This window comes from Alteromonas sp. G5_S2_22_S1 (genome assembly GCF_054968525.1).
In genome coordinates, this window is record NZ_JBQKUJ010000007.1 from 147,391 (window position 1) to 172,587 (window position 25,197).

Annotated in this window: 19 protein-coding genes and 1 pseudogene; 7 read left to right on the forward strand and 13 right to left on the reverse strand. The window is 43.9% G+C overall.

Features of this window, described 5'->3' with window-relative positions:
- The first annotated feature begins 181 nt into the window (after window positions 1–181).
- Complete coding sequence (locus ACTRWF_RS09965; protein WP_086585839.1) at window positions 182–1,495, forward strand: ATP-binding protein; 1,314 nt, start codon at window positions 182–184, stop codon at window positions 1,493–1,495.
- Window positions 1,496–1,638: 143 nt separating this feature from the next.
- On the opposite strand, the gene ACTRWF_RS09970 is transcribed toward ACTRWF_RS09965, so the two are convergent.
- From ACTRWF_RS09970 to ACTRWF_RS09980, 3 genes are read right to left on the reverse strand one after another with little or no spacing between them, the layout of a single operon-like run.
- The gene (locus ACTRWF_RS09970) at window positions 1,639–2,757 is read right to left on the reverse strand and encodes a hypothetical protein (RefSeq protein ID WP_462835491.1); all 1,119 of its coding nucleotides are present in this window, start codon (window positions 2,755–2,757) and stop codon (window positions 1,639–1,641) included.
- 54 nt (window positions 2,758–2,811) lie between these two features.
- Window positions 2,812–4,161, reverse strand: coding sequence for a HipA domain-containing protein (locus ACTRWF_RS09975; RefSeq protein ID WP_462835492.1), 1,350 nt, complete (start codon window positions 4,159–4,161; stop codon window positions 2,812–2,814).
- Window positions 4,151–4,441 (reverse strand): helix-turn-helix domain-containing protein, encoded by a 291-nt coding sequence (locus ACTRWF_RS09980; protein WP_012520203.1) that lies wholly within the window; start codon window positions 4,439–4,441, stop codon window positions 4,151–4,153. Before ACTRWF_RS09980 ends, ACTRWF_RS09975 begins: the two co-directional genes overlap by 11 nt.
- A gap of 902 nt (window positions 4,442–5,343) precedes the next feature.
- Here ACTRWF_RS09980 and fic point away from each other — a divergent pair.
- On the forward strand, window positions 5,344–6,435 hold the full coding sequence (gene fic, locus ACTRWF_RS09985; protein ID WP_141153042.1) for a protein adenylyltransferase Fic: 1,092 nt from the start codon (window positions 5,344–5,346) through the stop codon (window positions 6,433–6,435).
- 25 nt (window positions 6,436–6,460) lie between these two features.
- Here the strand turns inward: fic and ACTRWF_RS09990 are convergent, their stop codons facing one another.
- The 3 genes from ACTRWF_RS09990 to ACTRWF_RS10000 all read right to left on the reverse strand — a co-directional run bounded on the left by ACTRWF_RS09990 (window position 6,461) and on the right by ACTRWF_RS10000 (window position 12,724).
- Window positions 6,461–7,966, reverse strand: a complete 1,506-nt coding sequence (locus ACTRWF_RS09990) for a tryptophan halogenase family protein (RefSeq protein ID WP_278382955.1) — start codon at window positions 7,964–7,966, stop codon at window positions 6,461–6,463.
- Window positions 7,944–9,653: a tryptophan halogenase family protein gene (locus tag ACTRWF_RS09995; RefSeq protein ID WP_278382957.1), complete on the reverse strand. Its 1,710-nt coding sequence runs from the start codon at window positions 9,651–9,653 to the stop codon at window positions 7,944–7,946. Before ACTRWF_RS09995 ends, ACTRWF_RS09990 begins: the two co-directional genes overlap by 23 nt.
- 137 nt (window positions 9,654–9,790) lie before the next feature.
- On the reverse strand, window positions 9,791–12,724 hold the full coding sequence (locus ACTRWF_RS10000) for a TonB-dependent receptor (RefSeq protein WP_231129280.1): 2,934 nt from the start codon (window positions 12,722–12,724) through the stop codon (window positions 9,791–9,793).
- Window positions 12,725–13,246: 522 nt separating this feature from the next.
- Here ACTRWF_RS10000 and ACTRWF_RS10005 point away from each other — a divergent pair.
- The 4 genes and pseudogenes from ACTRWF_RS10005 (at window position 13,247) to ACTRWF_RS10020 (ending at window position 18,097) form a co-directional block, all read left to right on the forward strand.
- Complete coding sequence (locus tag ACTRWF_RS10005; RefSeq protein ID WP_141154869.1) at window positions 13,247–14,584, forward strand: GH1 family beta-glucosidase; 1,338 nt, start codon at window positions 13,247–13,249, stop codon at window positions 14,582–14,584.
- A 24-nt stretch (window positions 14,585–14,608) separates the two neighbouring features.
- A pseudogene (locus ACTRWF_RS10010) lies at window positions 14,609–16,186 on the forward strand (MFS transporter).
- 43 nt (window positions 16,187–16,229) lie between these two features.
- Complete coding sequence (locus tag ACTRWF_RS10015) at window positions 16,230–17,231, forward strand: LacI family DNA-binding transcriptional regulator (protein WP_287151063.1); 1,002 nt, start codon at window positions 16,230–16,232, stop codon at window positions 17,229–17,231.
- Window positions 17,232–17,629: 398 nt separating this feature from the next.
- On the forward strand, window positions 17,630–18,097 hold the full coding sequence (locus ACTRWF_RS10020) for a nuclear transport factor 2 family protein (RefSeq protein ID WP_462835493.1): 468 nt from the start codon (window positions 17,630–17,632) through the stop codon (window positions 18,095–18,097).
- Between the two features lie 56 nt (window positions 18,098–18,153).
- Here ACTRWF_RS10020 and ACTRWF_RS10025 read toward each other — a convergent pair whose 3' ends face one another.
- The 3 genes from ACTRWF_RS10025 to ACTRWF_RS10035 form a co-directional block, all read right to left on the reverse strand.
- A complete protein-coding gene (locus ACTRWF_RS10025; protein ID WP_020746930.1) occupies window positions 18,154–18,795 on the reverse strand; it encodes a YiaD family glycine zipper/OmpA-like lipoprotein in 642 nt (213 codons plus the stop codon).
- Window positions 18,796–19,160: 365 nt separating this feature from the next.
- The gene (locus ACTRWF_RS10030) at window positions 19,161–20,357 is read right to left on the reverse strand and encodes an HD domain-containing phosphohydrolase (protein WP_462835494.1); all 1,197 of its coding nucleotides are present in this window, start codon (window positions 20,355–20,357) and stop codon (window positions 19,161–19,163) included.
- 52 nt (window positions 20,358–20,409) lie between these two features.
- Window positions 20,410–20,748 (reverse strand): MGMT family protein, encoded by a 339-nt coding sequence (locus ACTRWF_RS10035; RefSeq protein ID WP_462835495.1) that lies wholly within the window; start codon window positions 20,746–20,748, stop codon window positions 20,410–20,412.
- 78 nt (window positions 20,749–20,826) lie between these two features.
- On the opposite strand from ACTRWF_RS10035, the gene ACTRWF_RS10040 reads away from it, so the two are divergent.
- Window positions 20,827–21,411 carry a DTW domain-containing protein gene (locus ACTRWF_RS10040; RefSeq protein ID WP_462835496.1) on the forward strand — a complete coding sequence of 195 codons (585 nt, stop codon included), beginning with the start codon at window positions 20,827–20,829 and terminating at the stop codon, window positions 21,409–21,411.
- A gap of 18 nt (window positions 21,412–21,429) precedes the next feature.
- On the opposite strand, the gene ACTRWF_RS10045 is transcribed toward ACTRWF_RS10040, so the two are convergent.
- From ACTRWF_RS10045 to atpD, 4 genes are all read right to left on the reverse strand, one after another.
- Window positions 21,430–22,029, reverse strand: a complete 600-nt coding sequence (locus tag ACTRWF_RS10045) for a glutathione S-transferase family protein (protein ID WP_020746933.1) — start codon at window positions 22,027–22,029, stop codon at window positions 21,430–21,432.
- A 92-nt stretch (window positions 22,030–22,121) separates the two neighbouring features.
- The gene (locus ACTRWF_RS10050; protein ID WP_012520214.1) at window positions 22,122–23,108 is read right to left on the reverse strand and encodes a hypothetical protein; all 987 of its coding nucleotides are present in this window, start codon (window positions 23,106–23,108) and stop codon (window positions 22,122–22,124) included.
- 200 nt (window positions 23,109–23,308) lie between these two features.
- On the reverse strand, window positions 23,309–23,722 hold the full coding sequence (locus tag ACTRWF_RS10055; RefSeq protein WP_012520215.1) for a F0F1 ATP synthase subunit epsilon: 414 nt from the start codon (window positions 23,720–23,722) through the stop codon (window positions 23,309–23,311).
- A gap of 60 nt (window positions 23,723–23,782) precedes the next feature.
- Complete coding sequence (gene atpD / locus ACTRWF_RS10060) at window positions 23,783–25,168, reverse strand: F0F1 ATP synthase subunit beta (protein ID WP_012520216.1); 1,386 nt, start codon at window positions 25,166–25,168, stop codon at window positions 23,783–23,785.
- Window positions 25,169–25,197: the final 29 nt, after the last annotated feature.

Genomic DNA, 25,197 nt, shown 5'->3' on the forward strand with positions numbered 1-25,197 from the left:
CCCACCTTTAGGTTTAGCTTGCGCGTTGGCCAAGGCGATGAAATGGATCCCTGAATGCCAAAGGTTGCGGATTACACTTTTATGCGCATAAAAATGTATAATTCCACACTTTTCTGCGCGTAAAAGTGTAGACTGAGTTATACTACAGGCAGTTAACAGTCTTAATTGGCGGGAAATGACAATGCAGCGCAACTTACTAAACGCCCTAATAGCATGGAAAAATCAACCGGTGCGCAAGCCATTATTGATCGATGGTGCAAGACAAACAGGTAAAACCTATCTGCTACAGGAGTTATTTGGGAACACCTTTGCCAACATCCTTCGTATCGACTTCCTTGAAAACCCTGCCTACAAAGAAGCGTTCGATGGCTCTCTGTCACCTGACGAGCTAGTAATGAACATTGAGTTGTTAACCAACCAAGCGTTCAACCCAGAAACCGACTTGCTGATATTAGATGAAATTGGCGAATGTGAACGTGCCGTTACCTCACTAAAGTACTTTGCTGAAAAAGCACCGTCCTATTTTGTCGCTGCCAGCGGCTCGAATATTGGTTTGCTCAACACCTTCCCTGTGGGCAAGGTAGAACAATACAATTTACGACCACTGACCTTCCAAGAATTTATTTACGCATCCAACGAGCAAGCGCTGATCAAAGCGTTTGATAGTCAAGCAAGCACACCGGCAGTACACACCAAATTGATGGACAAACTCACTGACTACTTTTTTACTGGTGGTATGCCGGAAGCCGTTTCTGCTTGGTATCAGTATAAGGATTCAAGCATTCTAGAGCGTGTTGAAAAAGTCACAAAAATTCATGCCGATTTAGTGGAAGGTTATCGCCGCGATTTTGGTAAGTACGCGGGCAAGGTCGACGCCACACTGATTGAATCGGTATTTAATAGCATTCCAGCCCAGCTATCACTTGTCAGCGATGAGTCGGTTAAACGCTTTAAATTTAAGCATGTGCATGAGCGTAAATCTCGTTATAGCGATTTTGAAACCGCGATCCATTGGCTTAACTGCTGCCGCTTAGCTTTGCCAAACTACCCTATTGAAGGATTGCCGAAATCTCCGTTAGCGGCCTATAAAAAAGAAAATATGGTGAAACTGTTTCTGTTTGATGTGGGCCTGCTTAATCATATGCTCGGCAGCAGTTATAAAGAAATTAAGCAACAAAACTATGAATACAAAGGTTATGTGGCTGAAAACTTTGTGCAACAAGAGCTCACTGCCATTGGCGTTGACCCAAGCTATTCATGGAATGACGCCCGCGCCGAAATCGAATTTATTTTGGCGACCGATGAAGGCGATATCGTCCCTGTGGAGGTCAAAAGTGGTAAACGTACAAGAGCAAAATCGTTGGCATCCTACGTTGAAAAATGTACTCCAAGTAAAACCTTTAAGTTAACGGGTACACAAGGCTCATCCGCATTAGAGCAAACCAATATCGTGATGCCTTTGTATTTCACGCAGTATTTACCACAGAGATGGTAAAAGCGCGTTGCTTAGACCCCGAGGTATACACAAAGTGACTTCATAGGTAACAATTTGTAGACCTTTGGTGGGCTTACAACCTTTCAACCAACCCTCAATCGGTTTTTTGCTAACGTCATTTGGCCAGCCTATCGCCTCATCGTTTAAAGCAAATCACTCAAGCGATTTAACAGTGCTTTACGGCTATTATTCGCCACAACAAAGCGCTTAAAGCGTTGTTCAAACGCCGCTTCATCAGCTTTGAACTGATAGGCCTCAAACAGCTGATGCAGATAGCGTGATGCCGCATCGTAACCACTGGCGCAAGTTCGATCCGCTTGCTCTTGTGATTGCTGCCAGTAGTGCTCATGTTGATTGTAGATATCCGTCAACGCTTTTTCTTTTTCCGCTTTTTCGATAGCTAATTTTTTTGCGAGTGCTGCGGCTTGCTCTTGCTGTAATTGACTTTGCGCTTGCTCAATGAAAGGAGAAATGACGGCGGAGGTTAACCAGTATTGATAGATCTCGTCTGTGTTGACAGGTTCTTTTCGCGTCAGCGCTAAGGCTTGGTGACGGGTTAGCTGGCCTTGCTCAAACAACGTGCGTAATAGCGTGTCTTTCTCTGCTTGCGAGAGATTATGGATCCACGCATCAAGCGTAAGCTGAGTTTGTTTGGCTTGGTGACTGGGTTGTTCGCTCAGCACCATGGCGAGCGCCTTAACCAATGCTAAGGGAATATTATACAGCGCAGCAAACGCCTGCTCCTCTTCGCTGAGGTGCTCAAAATCGAATTGAATTAACGGCACTCGCTCAACGTCATCATTAAAATCAAACATTTTGAGCCACATAAAGTACACAAGGCGCCAATCCCCTTGCATTAACCCGCTGCGTAACCCAGCTAAATGCTGGAAAAATTGGTCGGCATGCTCATCGTCAAAATATTCGTCATACTCCTCAAGGGAAAAAATCAGCAACTGCCACTCATCGTTTTCGTGAATATGAAGCCCATCACTTGAAAAGCAAAGTAAAGCTTCAGGGAGCGTTCCTGCTGGTAGCTTGATGTAGGCATCGATTGAGCCCCAATCGGCATAGTAAAAACCGATATCAAAGTATTTTAACATCAGCTCAAAAGGCTCTGCCTTTAAGTCACTGTAGGTGTAATACACCTGAAAGGACGTAGCGCTGATCTCGGCACGGCTTGAAATGGCCCTGAGTGCTTGACGTGCTTTAGCATCTAAATACCCATCCAGACGCTCAAATTTATAGTATTGATATTCGCTCACGATGACCTTGCTATTTATTTATTGTGAATTGAAAAGTTTGTTTTAACAAAATTGTTATAGAAAAAGCGCTGCATTTTCTTGTTTACGCTGCTCCAATGTCTTAGCAATCACGGACATTGTTGTTTTACTGATCCCTTGTTGCTTGGCAAGATACGTAAATTGGCTGATGGCTTCTGCGACTTCTTCAATAACTTGCTTTGCATCATTCCAATTCGCAAAGCCAGCACTAGTAGCAAGTTTTTGCATCACCTTAAGCGATGGCGCTTTGCCATAACCGCCGAAAGCAGTGGCGTGTTCGTTGAATGGATGTGGGCTGTAAGTCACATCGTAAAAAGGTGCAGGATTCCATTGACCGTCATCCGCTTGCAAAAACGCCCAGTTTTTACTGTGGTCGTCTTGATTAGACGACAGCAGATTAAAAATGGCGCGGCGAAATTGCAGCTGTCCAGCCGCTGGCGATTTACACAACTGACGGCTGGCTTTAATTAAATCAATGTAATCTAAACTTGGCGTTCGAAAGTCTGCATCCAGCAGCCCGCAAGCGCTGTGCATATGCAATCGACCTGAACTGCGCTTTCTGCCTAAGTCGGCCTGTTCAGTGACATAATCAAAACGCTTAAGCGCCAACCAAGCAGACGCACCGCTTGTAGGTGGTGCTTCAATGAGTTGCCATTGCGGCGGTTGACACTTAGCAAGTTCTGCCATTTGTAAATAAACCGCCTCACACAAACCTTCTTCATGGCCAAGTGCGAGATTTTTAGAGGTAAACTTCACCAGCCAAGCCTCATCTCCAGGCTGAGCGAAGGTTCGACAATGCTGAGTTTCCCCAGCAGGCATATAAATTTGTGCCTTAGGTCTTGCCCCACCCGAACTACCTCCGGCGACTAATGCGGCCAATACCTGTTGCGTATGCCCATCTAACTCATCGTGATTGTCGTCTATATAATCTGACATTGAAGCATCGAACAGCGTTTGCGCTGCTAAGCCTAACGTCGCTAAATCAATATCCGTGTTCGTCGTGGTTGAAAACTCAGACACCGGAGAAAAAGACAATGCTCCCATGCCTTTATCACCGACAAAGGCCAGTCTATCCATCGCCGTTAATTGATTAGGCAGGATGCCCTGTTGCCGGAAAATACGATCTTGTAACAGCATGCCCCAGCCATCGGGCAAACAATCTCCAAATACGCCATGTACACCTTGGTGTGGCTGCTTAGGTGCGACTTGAACTTGCGCGTTCGCATGCAAGGTAAAAGGAGATAAGTTGCCAAACTGCTGCAAATAGCTGTCTGCATACTGAAAAAAAACGCCTTGCCGATTCTGCGCCAAGACTCCAACAGATATCTGCTCACCTGAGCTTAGCGTACGAGTAACATTAAGCTTCTGAATCGGTTTAAAACTCATCTTTTAGCACCTCATCAATACTCGTGGGTATAGCAGCGCGTTCTTTGCTAGGTTGCGTGAGCTCGTACAAACGCCCAAGCGAGTCGAGGGTCTGCCATAGCAACAGCAATTGGCGAAATGAAATTTGCCCGGTCAGCTCAAATTTCTTAATGGTGGCCGCAGGTACGCAGCTTCGCTCAGCAAGCGCCGCTCGTGACAGCTTTGCCTGCTTTCGTAACTCACGTAAATAAGCCGCATAGGCGTGGCTTACATCGGTATCATCAAGTAAGGTAAATTTCATCCGCAAAGGCCAAATGGATACAGTCATATCCATTATAGCGAAATAAAACAGAAAGTGGATATTATTGTATCCATTATTAAATAAAGTGTTGAAAAAATTACTCGATAAAGCCCTTCAAAACTGCTATGTTTTAGCTCTAACAGCAGCATAAAAACGACACTGTTTTTCCATTGCTAACCACTAAGATTTAGTAAAAGCCATAGGCAAGTGGTGGGCAGTTTGGTGGGCAAACAGGCATTTTTGAACGGTTTCTTTTCGGTAACTTATTGATTTTTTGAGGGTCTATACCGCTACTCAATGAGCAGATCCAGAATATTAAGTAGGTTCTTGGGTTGAAATTTACCGGTCCAAGAATGTCTTAAAAGCCCTGTATTACCTTGTGAAGAGCATCGAAATTACAGGGCTTTTTTATTTTTCCCGTCCAATTCGGTTGGTAGATTTCCATTATCAACTACTTGTTTAGTGGGGGCAGAATGGTGGGCAGCCCCCTCATTTTGGCTTAAAGAATCACTCTATTGATTCAGAGTATTGGCCTTCTTCGATGGCAAACGCAGCCGTATGCCGAAAAAGCCAACCAGGCGAAACTAACTAGCCACCCATTTGCTTACTTACCGTGGGCAGTTGGGACAATGGGACAACACTTGATATGCCAAGCTTTAAAGGGTGAATAAGAGGAAATTAAACAGCCCTAAGGGATGGCGTACTGCTTTGAAGTTTCCTACTCAAAACTCGATTTTGGTAAATCGTTTGGATTGAGTGTTGATATGTCGAGTGTATCGACACACAAGAAAGTCATGTCGAAAAAACAGAAAAAAATCGACACATGAAATTGATATGTCGATCTAATCGACATAAACTGACCCAATAGTTCATGTATGTCGATATAAACCGGAAATTTAAACATGATTTGGCAAGCAGAGCTGCCTTACAACCAATTACCCACATTACCGCCAAATCTACATTCCATAGAAACGAAGGCCGTTCTGAAAGCCTGTATTTCTGCGCGCGCCGCTGTAGCAGAATTAAAAAAGGCAGGGGAACTCATACCTAACCAAAGCATGCTAATTAACTTGTTACCTTTGCTGGAAGCAAAAGACAGTTCAGAAATTGAAAATATTGTCACCACTACCGATAAGCTTTTTCAGTATGCGCTAGAAGACAAGGGCGCTGATCATGCAACAAAGGAAGCTTTACGCTACAGAACAGCGTTGTATCAAGGTTATATACAACTTGAAAGAAAGCCGCTTTGCACAGCGACAGCCATTGAAGTATGCAGTACGTTAAAGCACTCTGAAATGGATATTCGTAAAGTACCGGGGACTTTTATAGGCAACCAGACGACTGGAGAAATTATCTATACCCCGCCTGCGGGAGAGAACGTTATCCGCGACTTGTTAACTAACTGGGAGCGATTTCTTCATAATGACGATGATATAGATCCATTAATAAAGATGGCTGTTAGCCATTATCAATTTGAAGCTATACATCCATTTTATGATGGGAATGGTCGAACAGGACGTATTTTAAATGTTTTGTACCTTATTGAATGCGGTCTTTTAACGCTACCTATTTTGTATTTAAGCCGTTTCATCGTTCATAACAAACAAGACTATTATCGCCTATTGAACCAAGTGACCAAAGATCAGAATTGGGAAGGTTGGCTGTTATTTATACTAAAAGGTGTCGAGCAAACTGCCATATGGACTAGTGATAAGATCACAGCGATTAGGGCACTTATGGAAAGTACAACCGATTACATAAAAGCACAGCTACCTAAAATATATAGCTATGAGCTCGTTCAGCTTATTTTTGAACAACCCTACTGCCGTATCAATAATTTAGTTGAACGTGACATTGCAAAACGCCAAACTGCTTCAACGTATTTAAAGCAGTTAGCGGGTATTGGTGTGCTGCAAGAAATGAATTCCGGTAAGGAAAAATTATTTGTACACCCGCGATTGATGACGTTAATGACAAAAGATAGTAATAAATAGCTTCCAAAAATACACTTCTTATAACTCACCTCAAATACTGCGCTAAAAACGCATTATGAGAGGGCAGTTTGGCAACATGGTTATCCACCTGCAGCTTTAGTCCTGCCATAAACTGTTTCAAAGATTGCTCGCTCATCTCATCGACCACACGGTGATACTGCTGTGGCTTCATACCTTGGCCCATCAATACTTGCGTCCAAGAATCGACGCGGAAGATATCTCCATCATCTAAAAATACACGGCCGCTCTGGGCGAATAGATCTAATTTGTGAGTGAGAGAAGCAGGGATCTCCATACGCTGACACTGTTGCCAAAAAGGGCTGTCTTCGCGCTGTGTAACCTTGTAATGCATAACAATGAAATCGAGTATAGCCGACATTTCGCTATCGAACTTATTGTTATATTCATCGACAGCGCTTTGCGTTATGCCATCAAAGGGGAATAAACGCATTAAGCGAATGAGACCTGTCATTATTAAATGAATACTTGTCGACTCTAATGGCTCGATAAAGCCACTGGATAACCCTAACGCTACGCAGTTTTTGTTCCATCCTCGCCTACGTTTGCCTGGAGTAAAGCGAATCACTCGGGGTTCATTGATGGGTGTGCTCGATACCTGTGACTTAAGGGTATCTATTGCTTCTTGATCACTCATAAATCGGCTGCAATACACCAAACCATTACCCATACGCTCTTGAAGCGGTATTTGCCAGCGCCAGCCTGCTTTATGCGCCACGCTTTTGGTGTAGGGCACCGGCGGCGAAGTTAATTCAGTTTGCATCGCCACAGCCCGGTCGCAGAATAAGTAGTGGCTCCAATCGTCGTAACCTGTGTGAAGGGCTTGTTCAATCAGTAAGCCTTTGAAGCCGGTGCAATCAATGAAGAAATCACCGCCGATACTTTCTCCATTAGTTAAATGAAGCGCCTGAATATTACCTGTGTTTGGGCAAACCGTTACCTTCTCGATATCACCTTCTCTATGCGTTACCCCCGCGTCACATGCTAATGACTTTAAAAAGCGCCCATAGGCAACAGCATCAAAATGGTAAGCAAAATTTAGTGGCATGGCGTCTGAAGTTGCAAACTTGTTTTGCTTCGCGGCAATTAATTCTGGGCAATAGTCACCAAAATCGCCGCCAAAGCCATAGTCTTGAGCTCTCAACCAAAAGTGGTGAAACTCACCTGCCCAACATTCTCTTCCCGTGATCCCAAAAGAGTGAATATAGCTATGGTTAACCTCTCGCCAGTTCTCAAACTCGATTCCTAGTTTAAAGGTGGCTTGTGTGGCGCGCATAAATGCTTTTTCATCTATTCCCAATAATTTATGAAAGGTTCTAATAGGCGGAATGGTGGCTTCGCCCACACCGACAATACCAATATCTTTCGACTCGACTAAGGTCACAGACACTGACTTTCCCAATAGACGAGATAGTGCTGTAGCCGCCATCCACCCGGCTGTACCGCCACCCGCTATAACCACGTTTTTAACCGGTGTTTGATTATTACTGCTATCTAAACCCAATGCGGTCATACTGTGTGTCCTTTTTATTCGGTGTGCCGTCTCTGTAACTTTCTACGTTGTTGTTTATATTGCCATTGTCTTTAGAAGCGTCGTTAGCGCTAGATGCTTTGTCAGTTTGGCCGCTAGGGCACTGACTATTCACTAAGTCTGACGTGGCGTAACGCTCGGCGAGACTTTTCAACAGCGCGTTATTTGAAGGTAAGGCCTGAAAATAAGACGGCTTGGTTTTCTGCAGTTTTTCGCGAATATTACTCGCTTTTTGCCTGTCTTCTTCACTCAAACGAAGTGAATTAGGTAAAGTTCTATACCCCATGCCGTACAGCACGTATTGATAGCTGGCTGAAGGAAATATTTCTTCGTTTTCAATTAAATCTAGCCGAGAAGGGCTTTGGTATTTCCACAGCGTAAGTAATTCACGTAGCGACTCTGGCACTGTGGCCATGTCCCGCTGCGCACGCCAATATGGCTCATCTCTATCACTTAACACATAATGTAATTTTAAGAAGTCGATCACGCGCCGCCAGCGATATCTGAAGCGTTGATTGTAGCGCTTACTTACTATGGTCATATGCTCTTGTGTTTGCGGAAATCCTTCGCAAAGCATCCTTAGGCCAAGCTCAACCATGGCAATAGCCGACGCTTCAAGTGGTTCAACGAAGCCCGATGACATCCCTAAACTTAAACAGTTTTTTACCCAAAAATGTTCACGGTGGCCAGGCTCAAACGCTAAAGTGCGAGGCGTCAGTGCTTCGGCCAGTGCTTTAGGATATCGCCGGCTAACATAGTTAATAAGCGTCTTATAAGCTTGCTCATCACTTGCTAATTGTGATGAATAAACTAAGCCAACACCGCGACGATGCTGTAATGCGATATCCCATGTCCAACCACACGGGTGTGCTGTTGCTAGCGTTGTACTTTCTATTGCACTATCGTTATCAGAATAGGGCACTTGAAGCGCCACGGCACGATTGTTTAGCATGATGTGTTCCACCGACACCCAAGGCACCTTGAAGTGCTTATCGATAAGCAGCCCATTGCTGCCAGAACAATCAATAAATAAGTCCCCTTCTGTAACGTGGCCGTTATCGCCTACAACACTTTTTATATACCCATTTTGATGAGAGTTAACCGACGCTATATGTCCAACGACATGCGTAACGTTTAACTTATTTATACAATGCTTTTTCAATAGCGTAGCGAGTGCCGTTGCGTCGAAGTGATAGCCATAATTAAGCACATGGGCATAATCGGGGGTAGTGGCTTGTTTGGGTGCTTTACCCGCTTCACACATAGCCGCTTGTATGGAAAAAGCATTTTCATAAGCTTCTGTTGGCGCAATCGCTTGCCAACAGGCATGAATATCTATTTCACGATAGCCTGCGGGTTCGGTAAAGGGGTGATAATATTTATGCTCGCCCTTTCGCCAATTCGCAAAACTCGAGCCTTGTTTATACGAACCATGACACACACTAAGGAATTCTAGTTCACTGATACCTATATCGAGAAGGGTGTCCTTCAAAGAGGGCCACGACCCTTCGCCAACGCCAATAGTGGGAATGGCTGGAGATTCAATAAGCGTAACCGAATTCTCGGCACTCAACTTGGCAGCAAGTACGCCAGCAGCAAGCCATCCTGCGGTACCGCCGCCTATAACAACGACGCGATTAATATTATTGTGGCTTTCATTATCACGCATAAGCAAAAAACCAAGTTTTTAAAAGGATAAACCTGTAAAGGCCGTGCAGGCTGACTATTTTTTCACCCAGCACTATGACAAAAAAACCCGCTAAAGTGCAACCCTGAGCACTTTAGCGGGTAAGCACACCCTAATCGTTAAAACGTATATCGGGCACTTAGCGCATAGCGCGCGCCAAATTCATCTAAATTCCAGAGCATTGCACTCGTTCTTCCGTGTCTTCGAATATTTTCTTCAGTAATGTTTATGCCTTCAAAGGCCACTGTAAGATCCTCAGTTACATCGTAAGAGATACTCAAATCAATTTGAGAGTAGTCTTCTGTGTAACCGGGCTCATTGATGTATTGTGAAGTGGTATCAAGAAACTTATCACGCCAGTTATAAGCGATTCGCGCTTGCAAGGCATCTTTTTCGTACATTAAGACAAGGTTGGCAGTATCACTTAAGCCTACCAGCGCAAATTGCGTGATAGAGGGGTTCGCCTCGTTGTCAAAGCCAATATCGCCTTTTACCGTAGTGTAGTTTGCTAGCACGCCAAAACCGCTATCGCCGAAGAAATGTTGAGCGGCAAACTCGAAACCGTATATGTTTGCAGCTTTATTGTTTACTGGCTTAGAATTGATGAAGGTAATGAGTGGGTCATCGCTATTTGGCAAAATATCGAACTGCTGTTCGAACTGCTCGTCAGTGAGTGAATCGTATTCGATGCCGTTTTCCATCGCGGCTACCATGTTAAACAATGATGTATCGTTAACCGGTATACCACGCGCCTCTAGCTCATCTCGCGCTGCTTGCGCTCGCGGCCCAGCGGTTACATCACGAAGGCCAAACACATTTTCTTCAACTTGCTCGTTTCCAATAAAGTTTTTCACGCGCTTGTCGTAAAAACCCACGGATACATAGCTTGTTTCATCAAAATAGTATTCAAAAGACAAATCAAGGTTGTCAGATTCGAGAGGAACCAATGCTGGGTTACCAGAACTTGCCGTTGCCGTAATGCTATCTGTTAATAGCGTCGGGCCACTTTGCGGTGAGACTGACGCAGCTGCACTTAAGTTATTATAAGTTGGCCTTGCGATAGTCTTGCTGTAAGAAAACCGTGCAATCATGTTTTCGACAACTTCAATATCGAAATCTAGTGCAGGGAGTACATGATCATAACTCGCTTCAATATCGACATCTTCCATATCACTGCCAAACCGCACATTGAAGTCATTATTACCTTCCCAGGCAATTCCGCTAGGTAAACTAATGTTAGCGATAGAGGTAACATCCGTGTTTTCATAGCGAACACCGGCAAGAAGATTGTATTCCATGCCGTTCATTTCACCTGACAAGTCCAGTTCGAAATAGACGGCAGTTATATCTTCCTCTATGGTCCGGTTAGTCGCAAACGGGTTATTAGCCACTAAGTCAAAGCCGTATTTTTGCGCTGCAAATGCGCCTATCTGTGCAACGCTGCCCGTAAAGCCCTGCGAGAACATACCGTCTGTATTGAAGTCGTCAAATTCATTGGCTAAATCAAGCGGAGTTAAGGAGCCAGAAGGTAATTCCCCAGGGTTCTCTATTCCCCAGTTTCCCATAGTATGACGTGTAAGTGATTGAAGAGATGTGCTTTCCATCGAACGAGACTCAATTCCAAAATTGATACTTCCCGTGTCCATGTGGTACGTACCGTCAAGACGAGCCTGTGTAATCTCAGTATCTTGAGATGAGAAGTTCATGTCTAAGATTGAGGTGCCAACGTCATCTTGATCCAGTACACCATTGCCATTTAGATTGTCGCGGGCAGCGTCATCGAAATCAACGAACATGATGGGGAATTCGCCTCTAAAATCGACACCTTGCCCTTTCACTACATTGGCACCTAAGCCTAGGTTGGTCCATGTCCCATAAGGTGCATCCGGTTTGCCTTCAGCCGATGAATTATGCACATCAAAAACGAGTGTAAAATCGTCATTGACGAAGTATTCTAAGTTTAAACCAATCGACTTGTTTTCGTTGACCTGATTAAGCTCTTGAAGCGCTAAGCCTAAGTCTCGTGGTAGCAAATCGCGACGTTCTTGCGTAATGAGAACCGGCGTTTTTACTGTTTCGTCATCGAAAGTTAGCTCAGTAAAATATCTGTCATCCATCCAAATTGATTGCTCAGCGCGGGCTTCGTACAAATCTTGTTTAGAGTACGTATAATCCAGCGTAGCCGTCATCTTTTCCGATGGCGCGAACTGGAAAGTAAGCTGGGCGTTTGTTCTTTCACGTTCCCTGTCTGCCATGTAATAACGAAGGTCAGAAGGTATAGCAAACAGTTGCCCCATTGCTGGTGCATTGTTTAATACTATAGGATCACCGCTGTCTGGGTTCGCAGGGTCAGGCGACTGTGGGACGGTTCCGTCAAATGGGTTAACTCGCCACTGATTAACAAACGCACCTTGGGCGGCGCTATCACGCTGCTGGAAGGAGCCGGTAAAGGTCACGCCAAATGTATTATCATCGTTTAGGTAGTTAATAAAACCTGATACTTCCGGCGTAACATCGTCTCCTACGCGATTGGTTGTATCGTGTAATGCTTTTGCACCTACGCTGGCCGTTATACCGTTATCAGCTGCATCGAACGGGCGCGCAGTGCGAACATTTACCGTGGCTCCTATACCGCCGGTAGCAATACTGGCTTTACCTGTTTTATACACTTCCACCGCGCGCACACTTTCTGAGGCTAAGTCCGAAAAGTCGAAAGCGCGAGAGTTGGCTGTCCCACCGCCCCCAGGTAGTGCAGAGCCAGGCATGGTTCTACCATTCAATGTTACCATGTTGAAATCGGGACCAAATCCACGCGCAGTAACTTGGCTACCTTCACCATTGTTTCTGCTAATTGAAATACCTGTAATACGCTGAAGAGACTCGGCTAAGTTTGTATCAGGAAACTTACCAATATCTTCAGCAGAGATCGCATCAACAACACCTGCCGAATCTCGCTTAATGCCCATCGATTCTTGAACACTACTTCGGATACCCGATACCTGAATAACTTCTATATCTTTTTCCGTTTCTTGCGCCGCAACGGGCGACATCATGCTACTGCTCAGTGCTGTACCTAAAATTATCGACAAGCTTGTCGCTAGTTTACTTTTATGTGGTGTTGTCTGTGTCACGATGGTTCTCTCTTTAACAGTGTTTTTATGTGTGTTGTTCAGATTGAGCGCTTTCAAGAAAGGGCTTTCTCAAAGAGAAGCAGACAGCTCGCACAAAAGAAAGCGCTTTCTGAACACTAATCCAACAGAAGCCCAATATCAACACATTTTTTACAAATAATTCACAGAAAGAGGCGGCGAATTATTTTAAAAGAGAGAGAGAAACAAAATAATCGATATAAAACAATAATTAAACTTATTAAGCGAGTGAATTACTTATAAAAAAAGCCTCTACTGGGAGTTACTTACCACATCAAATCATTAACTAAATAATGACAACAAAAAGAGAAAGCGCTTTCTCTTTGTTTTTTAATTGTGCTATAAACTCACCTAGAAAATTCGTTTGATATAACTTTAGAACATTCTGCCAATCTATTCGCGCAGTGAGAAAAAGGTGACTTAACAATGAACAGCATTTCGCTACCTTCTGATAGCCCCTTATTAAGAAAGTCCTTTCTTTATGGGACTGCAACATCAAGCTTTCAGATAGAAGGGGACGTTGATAATCGCCTTGAGAGTATTTGGGATAGGTTTTGTGAGCGGCCTTCAGCTATTGCAGATAGCTCTAATGGCGATGTCGCTTGCGATCATATCAATCGGTGGAAAGAAGATTTCGAGATTTTGCTAGACCTTAATGTTGACGCATACCGTTTTTCGATATCGTGGCCGCGTGTTATGACTAAAGAAGGGGAGCTAAACCCAAAAGGTATTGCTTTTTATCAAACGCTAATCAACGCGCTAAATGATAAAGGCATAAAGCCCTTTGTCACACTTTATCACTGGGACCTACCTCAACACCTTGAAGACAAGGGCGGATGGCTAAATAGGCAGACGGCTTTCGAATTTGAAAATTACGCAGATAAAGTTTCTAAGGCCTTAGGCGAAGACGTATATTCTTATGCAACATTCAACGAACCCTTTTGTAGCGCCTATTTAGGATATGAAATAGGCGTTCACGCACCAGGTAGAACAGGAAGGAAATACGGAAGAGCCGCAGCGCACCATATATTACTGGCGCATGGCCTAGGTATGAAGATGCTAAGAAGAAACGTACCTCGAAGTAAAGCTGGCATCGTTCTAAACTTCACCCCTTGCTACCCCGCAACAGATAAGGAGGAAGATATCCACGCCACCCGCATCGCTGATGAATATATTAATCAGTGGTACATGCAGCCGGTAATGGAAGGGCAATACCCAGAGGTTATCAAAGACTTATCTGAAGAAGACCGCCCACCTGTAGAAGCGGGGGACATGGATACTATCTGCCAACCTTTAGACTTTTTAGGCGTTAATTTTTATACACGACTGCGATATTCAGCCGCGACCGAACAAGATGCGCTGTATTACGAGCACCCCCATCAAGGGCCTGTAACCGACATTGGTTGGGAAATTTACCCAAGAGCACTATTTGATTTACTTACAACGCTAAATGATCGATACACTTTACCTCCTCTTTTTATCACGGAGAATGGCGCGGCTATGGCTGACGAAATGCTAAACGGTGAAGTTAACGATGTGGATCGCGTTGCTTACTATGACGCGCACCTTAAAATGATTCACAAGGCCGTATCAAACGGCGTTGAAGTAAGTGGTTACTTTGCTTGGAGCTTATTAGATAACTTCGAGTGGGCTGAAGGTTATGAAAAGCGTTTCGGGTTGGTGTATGTTGATTTTGAAACACAAAAGCGCACCCCTAAACTAAGTGCTGCAGCCTATAAAGCGTTATTGAAAAGTCGAAAATAGTATTAGAAAACGGTGAATACAGTAATGGACCATAAACTGACATTAAAAGAAAAAGTAGGTTATGGCATGGGTGATGCCGCTGCTAACTTAGTATGACGCGGAGCACTTGCATATCTTGCCGTTTTTTATACAGACACCTTTGGCATTACCGCCGCAGCAGCGGCAATGCTATTTCTAGTCGTTCGTTTATCCGACGGAGTGACAGACATTATAATGGGTATGATTGCCGACAGAACGCAGACCAAAATGGGAAAATTCAGACCATGGATCCTTGGTTCTACGCCATTCCTTGGCCTTTTTATGGTGCTTTGTTTTACTACCCCTGACTTATCCTATACCGGAAAATTGGTTTACGCCTACATAACCTATATAGGACTGACGCTCGCGTATACAGTGAACAACGTGCCTTACTCGGCATTGATGGGTGTGATGACCAGTGACGACAGGGAGCGAACCAGCTTATCTGGATTTAGGTTTGCAGGGGCCTTCTTCGGGGGACTATTGGTCATGGGAGGATTACCCACATTGGTAGAAAGCTTAGGCCAAGGAAATAGTGCGCAAGGGTATCAGTACACCATATGGTTATTCGCCACGCTGCTCGTTATTCTAATGTGCATTACCGTGTTTACAACAAAAGAGCGTGTAACGTTAGAAGGAAGCTACACTTCACCGAGTAAAATCGAAGTACCACAAGGCGAACGCGCGCTATCCACTGAGCTTGTAGACCTCTGTAAACAGCTACCACTTATTTTAATCCCCTTATTTTCCATAACGGCATTTTTCTATTATCGAGATTTCTTCACAGGGGCAACATTTGTCGCCGTGATGGTTTTTACTGCTTTTGCTATAAGAAAGCTTATTCGCAGGCCCGAGGAGGAAAATAGTCGCTTGCAGCAAGATATTATTGACCTGCTGTCTAATAAACCTTGGTTAATACTCCTTGGAATGGGGTTTTTAACCATGATGTTCAATGGCATCAAATACGGCGTTATTGCCTATTACTTTAAATACTATATGGGCAATGCACTATTGACTGGATACTTTTTTATCGCTTTGTTAGTGGTCTCTATTTTTGGAGCATTTGCGACATCTAAGCTAGCAGAGCTGTTCGGTCGTAAACGTTTATTTATCATTGCAATGGTGGCCAGCAGTCTATTGACTTGTGGGATCTATTTTATTCCCCAGGGCAATGTGACCAGCATCTTTATTTTAGGCTGCACAGCCGAATTTTTCGCAGCGATATTACCGACCCTGTTTTTTTCGATGTTGGGAGACTCGGCTGATTACAGCGAGTATAAAACGGGTAGAAGAGCGACTGGGCTGGTATACTCTGCTGGTTCTTTTGTACAGAAAACGGGCGGTGGCTTTGCCGGCGCGCTAGTTTTATTAGTGCTAGGTAGTTACGGGTATGACGGGATGGATATGAATACTATTAGTCAAACACTACCCGGAATGAAGTCATTGATGAGCTGGATACCCGCTTTATTTGGCTTCGCGGGTGCAGCGTTAATATGCTTGTACCCCTTAAATGATGAAAAGCAAAGACAAGTTACTCAAGCATTACTGACTCGACGTAGCACAGAACCGCCGATGTCGGCATAATACAAGAAAGATTACGCATTGATTTATAAACGAGGTTGAATACGTGCCTACCATTTACCAAGTTGCTGAACGCGCGGGCGTTTCATTATCTACCGTATCCCGTGTTTTAAATGGTAAAACGTCAGTAAATAAAGTGCTGAAAGAACGGGTGGAAAAAGCGGTAAAGGAACTGAATTACCGACCAAACTCAGTTGCTCGCTCATTGGCGAACAGTAGAACCGACAGCATAGGTGTACTTGTCCCCGAGCTTAATGCACCTTTTTTCGGCGACTTAATGCAAGCGGTTGAATCTACATTACGCGCACAAGATAAACACGTCATTATCACGGTAGGGCGCAATTGTTTAGAAACGGAAAAGGATGCCGTAGAATTTCTGATAAGCCGAAACTGCGATGCGCTTATCATGCACGCAGAAGCGCTGTCTGATGCGTACCTCTTAGAACTAAATCAATCCAAGCTTCCCGTTGCGCTAGTCAACCGCAAGGTAGATGGCCTCCCCGATGCCTGTACAACTTTAGATAACGAAAAAGGTGGCTACCTAGCAACACGACATTTACTAGAGTTAGGCCATAAGCACATTGCTTACATCTCTGGCCCTACTGACAAAGCAGATGCCTGTTTACGCTTAAAAGGGCATAAGCGTGCGCTAAGTGAGGCAGGGTTAACCGTTAACCCTCAGCTGATATTCAATGGCGATTATTCAGAGGATGACGGAAAGGTAGGGTTACTTGAGTTGATGGCACAAGATCAACACTTTTCCTCTTTAGTGTGCGCGAACGACTGGATGGCGTCAGGTGCTATTAGTTGTGCAAGAGACTTAGGAATGAGCTTGCCACATGACTTATCCATTGTGGGTTTTGATGATGTCGTTTTTGCCCATCATGTTTTTCCTAGGTTAACCACAGTAAGTAACCCTGTGGCTGAAATGGCCGAAATGTCAGCAAAGTACATATTAAATAAGGTCTATGGCCAAGGCCATGAGATTAAGCAATGCTTCGAACCTACGTTGGTTGTAAGAGAGTCTGCGATTAAATACGAAGGTTGATGGTTGATGGTTGATGGTTAACATACCGTTAAATAGCGTGTCAGCCTTTCTTCTAAAAGCCTTAAATACTCAAAACAACTTTATTCGCCGTTACAAATTAGCTTCCCGTTGGCGTTAAATGCTTACTGCTGCTTGTCCAAATTTATACGCTTGAGCATGCTAGACGCCTCCCACCTTTACATTTGTTAATTCAGACTTTTTAAGGCAATCGGAGCATAAAATTTGTTCCATGTGAAACATCAACACACCTTTTCATATAGACATCGGGCATGTACGCCACGCTGTTTGTAGCGGTTTATCGCTTTAAATGTACTCGCAATAAGCTTCATAATTGTTTCCAAAATATTATGTGAGCTTTTAAGATAGGCGTTAAGTTAAGCTTTGAGGTAGATAAGAACGTGAAATATGTAACCCTACTAATGCTGTTGTTACTTTCTATGTCGGTAAGTGCTGATGACGATCGCGAGGCGGTGGGCAACGTGCTTGATGCTTTGCACACGAACGCCTCTAACGCAGACTTTGATAGCTATTTCGGCTTATATGATGACAACGCCGTTTTTATCGGGACCGACGCTTCAGAGGTATGGAGTCTGACAACGTTTATGGCATATGCAAAACCCCACTTCGATAAAGGCAGCGGCTGGACATATACTCCTAGAGACAGACACATTTATTTTTCGCCAGACAAGAAGGTAGCCTGGTTTGATGAACTTCTAGATAATGAAAAGTTAGGGGAAACCCGAGGAACAGGTGTATTAATTAAGCAAGATGGTAAATGGAAAGTCACTCAATATCATTTGACTATTCCCATACCTAACACCATAGCCGACGCAGTTGCTGAACAAATAAAGGCCATAGATAGATAAACAAAGCCCCGAACAAACGGGGCCTTTTATTATATTTAACCGTGCCTACAGTGAAATTAGGTATTAGACTGGGTTAACGGTTGAATTTCCATTTCAACACGGCGGTTCATAGAACGGTTAGCCGCGCTATTATTTGGTACTTTAGGCGAGTATTCACCCATGCCCACGGTAGTAATACGAGTAGGGTTTACCGAATAGTTAATCAGTAAATTCTTAACCGCACCCGCGCGTCTTTCCGACAGAGACTGGTTATATTGTTCAGAACCCGTGTCGTCGGTATGACCTTTAATCATTAATACTGTTTTTTCGTAGTTATTTACTACTTTTGCAACATCTTGCAGAACTGGGTTGAAGTTAGGGCTAATGCTAGCGCTGTCAGTAGCAAAAGTAATGTCGCCAGGCATAATTAGACGAAGGTTATCTCCCTCACGCACTACTTGAACACCAGTATCAGAAAGCTCTGTTCTTAACTCTTCTTCCTGTTTGTCCATATAGTTACCGATTGCTCCACCCGCAATGGCACCTACTGCAGCGCCCCACGCGTATCGGCTTTTGTCATTATCACCTGTTGCTTTACCGAGTAGTGCACCAACTACAGCACCAATTGCGGCACCTTTCTGCGTATTATTTGGATCAGTTGCACAACCTGCAACCGTTAACGACGCAGCGATCAAACTTACAGCGAGAGTCTTTTTCATAACTTCCTCTTATTTAAAGTATACAGCTCACTATTGATAGGTTTCATTTATCCATTGCTACCTTCAATAAGCTCAACATAAATGTTTCTATTAAAAATTAATAGAGCAAATACCGTTCCACCCTATTGAAAGCAGATACTTTGTCCCTTTTTCAAAGAGCCAGCCAGTTTTTATAGGGGATATTAACTATTACCTAAAATTCAACAACCTAAACCTAAAAATAGCTTCAGGCACGCCTTATTGGAACGTTAATTATAATGCGCCAAACCTGAACGCAAGCTAAATACGAAAGCAATAAACAGCGTATCGAAAGAAGCGAAACACACTGTAATTTGTACACGGTGTTGCTAAAAAGTAACGACAGATTAGGTCGCGACAGAACGTTCGAAAAAACTGTTCACATCAATTTTGTAGTCGGAGGCAATAACGGCTTTAGCGATACTCACTGTCTTATCGAGCGCAAGATCGATATCTCTGGGGGGCAGGTAATGGTTATTTCGCACAGAAAAGAACTCTTTTACCAGCGGCGTTAGCGGAGAGTCTCGCTGTTCCAACACCATGCCAAGCCTGTCATTTGATAGTAAAACAAGGCTACCAACAGGGTATACGCCAAGGCATTTGATAAACTGCTGTACAAGCGTTTGATCAAGGCGGGTAGGGGCATCGTTCATCAAAATCGAAAAGGCTTTTTGGCTAGACATACCTGATTTATAGACACGGTCAGCGGTAAGGGCATCGTACATATCGGCAATGGCCAACATTCGGCCTGCTTTACTTATTGCGTTCCCTTTAGTACCTGCAGGGTAACCAAGGCCATCTAGCCGTTCATGGTGCTCACTGATTGTCTTAATAAGAGGGGCCGCTATATCAGTGCTTTTTAGGTAATCAACACCGTGTTTTACATGCCCTTTCATGATCTCCATCTCACTATCGGTTAGCCGACCAGGTTTATGAAGAATCTCATCGGGGATTTTAATTTTTCCTAAATCATGAAGAAAGCCGGCATAAGAGAGATCTTGAACGTCCTCTTCAGACATTCCCAAAAACTTACCGAAGTTAGCCAATAAGATAGCGACATTAAGAGAATGTTCTAACAGGTAATCGTCTTTTTCGCGTATTTTAGTTAGGCAGAGTAACGCATCAGGATTCCTATCTACCGACTCAACCAACTTATTAGAAAACGCTTTTGGGATACTTGCATCAAAGGGGGTTTCTTTTTGAAGGTTTGCAAGCAAAAGCTTTTGGATCGCTTTGCCCTGGACATGAAGCTTAGATGCTCTATTGAGTTCGTTTGTAAGCGTTACCTTCTTTGGTTTAGCATTGTTCCTTATTTGGGCAGTTTGTGTTGTTTCTGGTACTGCCTCTTGCGCACTCTCACCTGCATCAAAATTCTTATCAGTGTCTATAGCGAGGGTTTTCACGCCTCGCTTTTTGAGGGTTTTCACAACATCGGCAGAAGTCACTCGACCTTGGCTTTTAACCGTCAATGCTCCGTCCTGTTCAAGTATTTGGTGAACAAACATACCGGGCGTTAACTGATCAATCTTAATTTTTTTTATCATTATTCTGCACGCAATATACGTTTATCTAACTACTCTGATATAAAACGAGATATTAATAATCTAATGCTACCAGTATAGTGTGTATATCTGGAGACCAAGCAAATTTTTTCATATTAACTCGACTGCGCTTTACCTCAACCCCTTCGGCTATTAATCGCTCCCGCTGTTCGCGTGCTTTGTCAGAGCCGCTAGGAAATGCGATTTTGCCGTCAGCACGAAGAACTCTATGCCAGTTACAGTCCGTTTCGATTTCCTGTAAACACTTTCCCATCATTCTCGCCCTACCTGGCAAGCCGCACAAATCTGCTAATAGACCATAGCTGATAACATTTCCATCTGGTACGAAAGAAAGGGTTTTCTCAACACGTAATTGTACTGCTTCATTTATCATGTTGTATATTATCCTAACAGTTAAGTTACTAAACTATTTGCTTTACCACTTCGAACGGAAGGATTAAATAACCACATTATGCGTCTTTATTGTGAAGGCTGTCAGTATCCACAAAACACTTGTATTTGCGATCATATAGATAAGGTGAAAACCGCGCTCGACATTATTATCGTTCAGCACGAGAAAGAAGCGCATCACGCAAAAAATACAGTGAGACTGCTAAGTCTGTGCATGCCAAGCACTCAGGTCGTTTGTGCAAGTGACAATAGCGCGATGGCGGCTTTGGAAATGCAGTGTAGTCACAAGCATTCAGCACTTATTTATCCCAGTGAAACGAGTACACCTCTAGAAAATGCATCTGCCACTATGTCGAACCAGATTTCAACCCTCATTCTAGTTGATGGAAGCTGGAAACAAGCGTTTGGTATTGTAAAGCGAAACCCTTGGCTAGGGGGGTTACCCGCGTTTCATTTTACTAACGCCCCTGACTCAAACTATTTGATTAGGCATACTTCTGTAGCCAGCGCGCTTTCAACGTTAGAAGCGACAGCTTATGCCATAAATTGTATCGAAAACACGAATGTATTGGCCCTTCATAGGGCACAGAGCGCACTTCAGAAAATGTGGCAGGGACCACAATCCCACCGACGAAAAGTGCAATAACGTTTTACACAGCGCTTGCTACGCTTTCATAGGGATAAATCCTTTTTGCTCTTTAATCAATTGTATCCAGTTGCGAATTGCAGGGTAGGCAGAAAGGTCAAACCCGCCTTCATTGGCAACATGGGTGTAAGCAAATAAAGAAATATCGGCAAGACTAATGCTATCGCCTAACAAATACGGCGTGAGATTAAGCTGATGCTCCATCACAGCAAGGGCGCGATAACCACCTGCTTGCTTAGATTCATACTCGGCTTTCTTATCTTCAGGGAGGCCTAAGTAGACGTTGATGTAACGTGCCACCGCAATATAAGGTTCATGGCTATACTGCTCGAAGAACTGCCATTGTAGTAACTGTGAGAAGTGATAAGGCGATGAGGGTACGTAGGGAGAGTTACACGCAATATAATGCATTATCGCATTTGACTCTGATAGCACCCTGCCGTCATCGAGTTCAAGTAGAGGAATTTTGCCATTAGGCGTCTTTTCAAGAAAAGAGGGCGCTCTTGTTTCTCCTTTCATTATATCAACGTCTACCCACTCACAGCTTTTACCTAACAGGGAAAGGAGCAGTTGAATTTTATAGCAGTTACCAGAACGCTTATCGCCGTATATTCGCACAGGGAAACCTCATTGACTTTGGTTATTTATACCATAGCAATGCTTAGTGTCGACGACAATTACTAACAAGGTTTAATTAAGTTAGTTGAGCACTAACCGTAGTAGGGCACCTGAATTAACCATTCAACAACGATTAATAACAACCAAGAAATAGGCACTAATGCGATACAGGCTGCTACCCTTGCCTTATCCCTAGGGGCAAAAACTCCCGCCCCCATCTTAAGAATACGCTCTTTTTCGCTTTCTAATTCTTCTATTGAAGTTGCCGTTAATGATTCTTGCTTTTCCGCACAGCGTTTTATCCCCTCTTCAATGCCAGCTTCAAGGTGAAGGACAGCAGCTTTTTGCTCTAACTCGAGCATGCTTTTAAGTTTTATAACTGGCCAAAATAGATAAAAACCAACGATCCCAGTGAAAAAAGTTACCCCTAATACGTCTATAGAGGGAATGTCTTTCTTCAACCAAAAGATAGGGAAAATGGCTAGCGCGCCTGTTGCAAAGATACTGTTCGCTGTGCCCAACTTCAATATGATCAAAATAGATTTGAGCCGGTCAATGTTGCCGCCAGCTTGAGGTAACACATTCGTCGTCAGATACTTAATATTGGAAGATATTTGAAATAAAAATAAAATGGCTAAGAACCAAAACGGAACAGCGGTAGCAGTGAGAAATAGTACATGTATTTCCTGTTTAACGGTTATCAGCCCCTCAAAAATACAGTAAACGATGGTAATCATTATAGATATGATTATAGCGTTGAAAATATGGTGCTTAAATTCATTGGCTAGCTCTCGTCTATGAGCTGAAAACTGGCTGAGCTGATTTGTCTTTACCAATAAGGAAATAAGTGTACTCGCTACGTTTTGATGCATAAGACGCAAAGCGAACCAAAAATAGCCAGTAATTAGCGACATGGCGATCGCAGAATTGAAATCCCGTTGAGCACGCACATTACCCACCTCAGGCCAGTCTAACGCACCCGTAAAGTAATGCACCGAAAGCAAAATCAGTGTGGCTAAAAGCGGAAAAAATCCAATTGACGCACCATTGTGTAAATTGGAGTAGGGGTTGAGCTTCATTTTTATAATTCGTTACAGGCAAAATCGGTATGTTTACTACCGTAAAACACGCTTACAGTAAGATTTGCTAAAACGCTTCAACGATAAGCTATTGTATAGCCAGTTAGCAATAGAAATAAACGTAAGAGAATGTGAACGTTTACTTTTCGTTCGACAATAAAAAACCCGCCATTTGGCGGGTTTTTTCAAAGCTGTGCTTTTTACTTGCGTAACTTCTGAATAAGGCGAAGTTGAGCAATTGCTTCAGCAAGCTCGTGAGCTGCTTCTGCGTAGTTAAAGTCAGCGCCTGGATTGGCGATGTGCTCTTCTGCACGTCGTTTGGCTTCTTGTGCTGCCTGCTCGTCAAGATCTTCAGCTCGAACCGCGGTATCAGCCAGTACGGTAATGTTGTTAGGCTGTACTTCTAGTACACCACCTGCAACATAAATAACTTCTTCTTCACCGTGCTGTTTAACCAAACGCACCATACCAGGTTTAATAGCAGAGATAAGTGGCGCGTGACCTGGGTTAATACCCAATTCACCTTCGCTACCTGTCACCTGAATCGATTCAACGCGTCCAGAGAAAATCGCTTTTTCCGCGCTTACTACGTCCAAATGTACTGTCATTGCCATGTGAACCTCCTGATTAGGTACGTTAGCATGATGCTAGGCTAGCTCACGCTAGCCTCACCATTATGCTTTCTTGGCTTTCTCTAGCGCTTCTTCGATAGAACCAACCATGTAGAAGGCCTGCTCTGGAAGGTGATCGTACTCACCGTCTAGAATGCCTTTAAATCCACTGATTGTGTCTTTTAGCGAAACATATTTACCAGGTGCACCGGTAAATACTTCTGCTACGAAGAACGGCTGAGATAGGAAACGCTGAATCTTACGAGCACGTGATACCACTTGCTTGTCTTCTTCAGACAGTTCGTCCATACCTAGGATCGCGATGATGTCTTTCAGCTCTTTATAACGCTGAAGAACAGTCTGTACGCCACGCGCTACGTCGTAGTGCTCTTGACCAATTACTAGCGGGTCTAGCTGACGAGACGTTGAATCTAGTGGGTCTACCGCAGGGTAGATACCAAGAGAGGCGATATCACGAGAAAGTACTACCGTTGCATCCAAGTGAGCAAAGGTTGTCGCAGGAGACGGGTCAGTCAAGTCATCCGCAGGTACGTATACCGCTTGGATTGACGTGATTGAGCCAGTCTTCGTTGACGTAATACGCTCCTGAAGTACACCCATCTCTTCTGCAAGTGTAGGCTGGTAACCTACCGCAGATGGCATACGACCTAGAAGTGCTGATACTTCAGTACCTGCTAGGGTATAACGATAGATGTTATCTACGAAGAATAGAACGTCACGGCCTTCGTCACGGAACTTCTCAGCCATAGTTAGACCGGTAAGTGCAACACGTAGACGGTTACCCGGTGGCTCGTTCATCTGACCGTATACAAGCGATACTTTATCAAGTACGTTTGAATCGTTCATTTCGTGATAGAAGTCGTTACCCTCACGCGTACGCTCACCAACACCAGCGAATACTGAGAAACCGCTGTGTTCTATTGCGATATTACGGATAAGCTCCATCATGTTTACGGTTTTACCTACACCCGCACCACCGAATAGACCAACTTTACCACCCTTAGCGAATGGACAAACCAAGTCGATTACTTTGATACCAGTTTCTAGTAGTTCTACCGAGCTAGACTGATCTTCGTAGCTAGGCGCTTCACGGTGAATAGACATACGCTCTTCTTCACCAATTGGGCCCGCTTCGTCGATTGGGTTACCCAATACGTCCATGATACGACCTAGTGTCTTCGTACCCACTGGAACCATGATTGGGTTACCGGTATTTTCTACTGTAAGACCACGTTTTAGTCCGTCAGTAGTACCTAGTGCGATGCCACGAACAACACCGCCACCTAATTGCTGTTGCACTTCCAGGGTTAGACCTGACAAGTCACCTTCGGTAACTCGTAGTGCGTCATAAACTCTTGGTACCGCATCTTGTGGAAACTCTATGTCCACAACGGCGCCAATGATTTGGACGACCTTACCTTGACTCATAATTTGTCCTCGTTATCTCTTTTAAACCT